Origin of the sequence: Kocuria sp., assembly GCF_030536815.1 — a bacterium.
Taxonomy (GTDB): Bacteria; Actinomycetota; Actinomycetes; order Actinomycetales; family Micrococcaceae; genus Kocuria; species Kocuria gwangalliensis.
Map to the genome: position 1 here is coordinate 1 of NZ_JAUNPE010000278.1, position 2,112 is coordinate 2,112.

The 2,112-nt window shown below is 65.6% G+C and carries 2 protein-coding genes; both read right to left on the reverse strand.

Annotation, left to right across the window (positions count from 1 at the left end; genetic code table 11):
• The coding region (locus Q4E95_RS13130; RefSeq protein ID WP_303383725.1) for a LutB/LldF family L-lactate oxidation iron-sulfur protein at positions 1–1,280 on the reverse strand (1,280 nt) is incomplete at its 3' end.
• On the reverse strand, positions 1,277–2,110 hold the full coding sequence (locus Q4E95_RS13135; RefSeq protein ID WP_303383726.1) for a (Fe-S)-binding protein: 834 nt from the start codon (positions 2,108–2,110) through the stop codon (positions 1,277–1,279). The genes Q4E95_RS13130 and Q4E95_RS13135, both read right to left, overlap by 4 nt.
• Between the last annotated feature and the right edge of the window lie 2 nt (positions 2,111–2,112).

Consider the following 2,112-nt stretch of genomic DNA (forward strand, 5'->3'; position numbering starts at 1 on the left):
GAAACGGGAGCCGCAGCGGCGTCGTCCTGGGTGCGTTGGCCGTGCTGGGTGCGAATGTCCTCGTCGCGCAGGTGCACCAGGATGTCCGGAATGTTGATCTTGACGGGGCACACCTGATAGCACGCACCGCACAGGGAGGAGGCGTACGGAAGGGACGCGTTCGCCTCGGACGTGATGCCGGTGAGCTGCGGCGAGAGGATCGCGCCAATGGGCCCCGGGTAGGTAGAGCCGTAGGCGTGACCGCCGGCGTGCTCGTACACCGGGCACACGTTGAGGCACGCGGAGCAGCGGATGCAGTGCAGCGCCGAACGGCCGTCCGGGTCGGACAGCACCGCGGAGCGACCGTTGTCCAGCAGGACCACGTGGAAATTCTGCGGCCCGTCGCCCGGTGTCACCCCGGTCCACAGCGAGGTGTAGGGGTTCATCCGCTCGCCGGTCGAGGAGCGCGGCAGCAACTGGAAGAAGACCTCGAGGTCCTCGTAGGAGGGCAGTAGCTTCTCGATGCCCATCACCGTGATCAGGGTGTCCGGCAGGGTCAGGCACATGCGCCCGTTGCCCTCGGACTCCACCACGGACAGCGTGCCGGTCTCGGCGATGCCGAAGTTCGCACCGCTGATGGCCACGCGCGTGGTCAGGAACTTTTCCCGCAGGTGCTGCCGGGCGGCCTCCGCGAGAACGCGCGGTTCGCTCGTGAGCTCGTCCGTGGTTTCGGGCATTTCGCGGCGGAAGATCTCGCGGATCTCCTCGCGGTTCTTGTGGATCGCCGGGACCAGGATGTGCGAGGGCTTGTCGCGGCCCAGCTGCACGATGAGCTCCGCCAGGTCCGTTTCGGTCGCGGTGATGCCGTGTTCTTCAAGATGAACGTCCAGACCGATTTCCTGCGTGGCCATGGACTTGACCTTGATGACGTCCGTGGTGCCGGTTTCCTGCACGAGCTCGGTCACGATCCTGTTGGCCTCGTCCGCGTCACGCGCCCAGTGCACCACGCCGCCGCGGGCAATCACGTTCTGTTCGAATGCCTCGAGCAGCTCGGGCAGGTTGGCCATCACGCGTTCCTTGATGGCCGATCCGGAATCGCGCAGTTGCTGCCAGTCCGGAACCTCGCCCACCACGTTGGTCCGTTTGCCACGAATGGTGTGCGTTGCGTGCCGGATATTGGCGCGCATTTGATCGTTCTTGAGTTCTTCCTTGGCGGCCTTGGGGAATGCGACCTGCGCGTGCAGGTTGCCCTGCCCGTGCACGGGTCGCACCGCGGGCATGCCCAGATCGGTGATGCTCATCGGTTACCTCCAGCGTTCGACGCCGCCCGCGCACCCTGCGCGGGGATGGACAGTTCCACGGGCCCCTCCACCACGAGTGGGTTTTCCTTGGTGGAGGCCAGGATCTCCACGAAGTGCACGGTGCGCACGGGCGCCTTCCACTTGGACGCCGCGCCACCCAGGTGCATCAGACAGGACGAGTCGCCGCCGGTGCACAGGGAAGCACCCGACGCCTCGATGTTGCGCAGCTTGGCCTCGGCCATGGCACCGGAGACATCCGGGTTCTTGAAGGAGAAGGTGCCGCCGAAACCACAGCATTCCTCGGCGTCCGGTAGCTCGCGGTAGTCGATGCCGCCCACGGACTTCACCAGGTCCTTCTGCCGGTCCCCCAGGTTCAGCAGGCGCATGCCGTGGCACGAGGGGTGATAGGTCACGGTTTCCGGGAACCAGGACCCGAGTTGCTCGGCGGCATCGGTCACGCCCAAAACATCGATCAGTAGTTCGGAGAGCTCATACGTGGTGGCGGCAACGTCAGCGGCCTGTTCGGCCAGCAGGTCGTCCCCGCACTTTCGCGCGACCATCGGCTGCTGGTGGCCCAGCGAGGCGACGCACGAGCCGGAAGGCGCCACGGCGACGTCGTACTCGACCTCGGTGAAAGCCTTGACGTGATTGCGGATCACGGGCATGGCGTCCTCGAAGTAGCCGCTGTTGACGTGCATTTGCGAACAACAACCCTGCCCCTGCGGGAACACCACCTCGTGGCCGAGCCGCTCCAGAACGCGCACGGTGGCCAGCGCAACCTTGGGATACATAGCGTCCACGATGCACGTGGCGAACAGTGCGATTCTCACAA